This window comes from Polaromonas sp. P3_C2, from assembly GCF_056402675.1.
Window position 1 is genome coordinate 1 of record NZ_JBFUGX010000503.1, and the last position, 3066, is coordinate 3066.

The window sequence follows — 3066 nt, forward strand, 5'->3', positions numbered from 1 at the left end:
GTGGCGGTGGGCTGCGAGCAGCTGGCCGTGATGCCCGACGTGATTGGCGACATCATCGGCATGAAGGAGCAGCCCAGCGGCATCCGCGTGGGGCAGATGCGCGTGCCGATTGGCGTGTTCGGCATGATTTACGAGAGCCGGCCGAATGTGACGATTGAAGCCGCGTCGCTGGCCATCAAAAGTGGCAACGCCTGTATCCTGCGCGGCGGCTCTGAAGCGATTGAGTCGAACAAGGCGCTGGCTGCGCTGGTGCAACAGGCGCTGATTGACGCCGGCCTGCCCGCCGATGCCGTGCAACTGGTGCCGACCACCGACCGCGAAGCCGTAGGCCACCTGATCGCCATGCCGCAGTATGTGGACGTGATCATCCCGCGCGGCGGCAAAGGCCTGATCGAGCGCATCAGCCGCGATGCCAAGGTGCCGGTCATCAAGCACCTGGACGGCAACTGCCATGTGTATGTCGACGACCCCTGCGACATCGAAATGGCGGTGAAAGTGGCCGACAACGCAAAAACGCAAAAATACAGCCCCTGCAATGCCAGCGAAGGTTTGCTGGTGGCGCGCGGTGTGGCCGCGCAGTTCCTGCCCAAAATCGGCGCGATTTACGCCGCCAAGGGTGTGGAGATGCGTTGCGATGCCGAGGCCCAGGCGATCCTGGCGAGCGTCAAAGGCGCCAACCTGAAAGCGGCGACGGAGCAGGACTGGTACGAGGAATACCTCGCGCCCATCATCAGCATCAAGGTGGTGGCGGGCATTGACGAAGCCATCGCCCACATCAACCAGTACTCCAGCCACCACACAGATGCCATCCTCACGCGCGACCACATCAACGCCCAGCGCTTTCTGCGCGAGGTGGATTCAGCCAGCGTCATGGTGAATGCGAGCACCCGCTTCGCCGATGGATTCGAGTTTGGGCTGGGAGCCGAAATCGGCATCAGCACCGACAAGTTCCACGCGCGTGGACCGGTCGGGATTGAGGGGCTGACGTCCCTCAAATATGTGGTGCTGGGCCAGGGCGAAGTCCGTACCTGAAGCCATGCCGGGCTGAGAAGTCGGCCCACGGATTTTTGGATGACTTGCGGCGGCGTTACCCCTTGTAACCCCTGCAGTCTGTCCCAATCTCCCTAAAATTCGGTCAGATATAACCGAAGCAAATAACAGATTCCCTACTCGAAAGTGGCCGAATGGTTCCGCACCTCATCACCGCCCTGAACGGCCCTATCAACGAACTCGAACAACGGGTCCTGGACTCCACGCCGGCGATTGAGCGCTGGTTCCGGCTGGAGTGGATGGAGCACACGCCGCCGTTTTACAGCTCGGTCGACATCCGCAACGCCGGCTTCAAGCTCGCCCCGGTCGACACCAACCTCTACCCCGGCGGCTGGAACAACCTGACGCCCGAGATGCTGCCGCTGGCGGTGCAGGCCGCCATGGCCGCGATCGAAAAGATCTGTCCCGAGGCGCGCAACCTGCTGGTCGTGCCCGAGAACCACACGCGCAACAGCTTTTACCTGTCCAACGTGCTGCAGCTCAAGCGCATTTTTCACCAGGCCGGCCTCAATGTGCGTTTCGGCTCGCTGAGCTCCGACATCAAGGAGCCCACCACGCTGAACCTGCCGACCGGAGAGACCATCACGATCGAGCCGCTGATCCGGACCGACCGCCGCCTGGGCCTGAAAGACTTCGACCCCTGCACCATTTTGCTGAACAATGACCTGTCGGCCGGCATCCCCGGCATCCTGGAAGACCTCAACGAGCAGTACCTGTTGCCGCCGCTGCATGCCGGCTGGTCGGTGCGCCGCAAGTCGCGGCACTTCAAGGCCTACGAAGAAGTTTCCAAGCGTTTCGGCAAGCTGCTGGGCATAGACCCCTGGCTTATCAACCCCATGTACGCCCAGTGCGGTGAAGTCAACTTTGCCGAAGAAACCGGCATGGATTGCCTGACCACCAACGTCGATGCGCTGCTCACCAAAATCAAGCGCAAGTACAAGGAATACGGCATCAACGAAAAGCCTTTTGTCGTCGTCAAGGCCGACAACGGCACTTATGGCATGGGCATCATGACGGTGCGCGACGTGAAAGACCTGGACGCGCTGAACCGCAAGACAAAAAACAAGATGAGCACGACGAAAGATGGCCAGCCGCTGTCCGAAGTGATCATCCAGGAAGGCGTGCTGACCAACGAGCGCGTGAACGACGCCGTGGCCGAGCCCGTGGTCTACATGATGGACCGTTATGTGGTCGGCGGCTTTTACCGCGTTCATGCCGAGCGCGGCGTGGACGAAAACCTCAACGCGCCCGGCGCCAGCTTTGTACCCCTGGCCTTTGCCGACAGCGGCCGCCTGCCGCAGCCCGGCGAGAAGCCCGGCTCCAGCAGCCCCAACCGCTTCTATATGTATGGCGTGATCGCCCGACTGGCGATGCTTGCTGCGAGCTATGAACTCGAAGCCACCGATCCGGACGCCGAGGTGTATGACTAGAGATGGCTTGGCACACCCCTATCGTTCTCACTTCGCTACGCTTCGTGGAGTGCCGTTTCCCCTTGCAGGGGACGCCGCAAGGCATCCGGCAAAGCCGGTCTGCCTGCGGCCGCTCTGAAAGTCGGGGAGCTTGTGTACCCGAGACGGCCCGGATTATGGGTCTTTTAGGCCTCTAGCCCAGACGGGTCATGCGCGACCAGCTATTAAAAAAGTAGCACCCAGAATTCAACTGCCTGCGCTGCCTCCCTGATCGGCCGCCGACCCCTATTGTTACAAGTTGTTGCGGTGCAACAAAATCGGGATTAGTTGGATTTAGGGATGTCCGCCGACTTGCAAGCCGGGTACCTGGGCGCAAAATAGCGTTCCCAAAGGTAACCATTCCCGCCGCTTTGGACCCGCTTGAACGGGCCGAGCGCAAAGACGGGAAGTTTTTGTGTCCAGTAAAAAATCATCACTCGCGGCGCTCACCCTGGGCGCCATTGGTGTCGTCTACGGCGACATCGGAACCAGCGTCCTGTATGCCGTCAAGGAAGTTTTCGGTTCCGGGCATGTTCCCTTTACCCCCGACAACGTCTACGGCATCCTG

General features: G+C 60.8%; 3 protein-coding genes. All 3 read left to right on the top strand.

What is annotated here, in order from left to right:
• On the top strand, positions 1-1032 hold a 1032-nt coding region (locus tag AC1DWI_RS17935; RefSeq protein WP_477725352.1), incomplete at its 5' end, for a glutamate-5-semialdehyde dehydrogenase.
• Positions 1033-1184: 152 nt separating this feature from the next.
• The gene (gene gshA, locus AC1DWI_RS17940) at positions 1185-2480 is read left to right on the top strand and encodes a glutamate--cysteine ligase (protein WP_457281482.1); all 1296 of its coding nucleotides are present in this window, start codon (positions 1185-1187) and stop codon (positions 2478-2480) included.
• Positions 2481-2913: 433 nt separating this feature from the next.
• Positions 2914-3066, top strand: a 153-nt coding sequence (locus AC1DWI_RS17945) for a KUP/HAK/KT family potassium transporter (RefSeq protein WP_477725353.1), incomplete at its 3' end; no start/stop codon positions are given.

Bases quoted from the DNA above. Each gene is read 5' to 3' on its own strand.
- gshA (WP_457281482.1), top strand. From the start codon at position 1,185: ATGGTTCCGCACCTCATCACCGCCCTGAACGGCCCTATCAACGAACTC.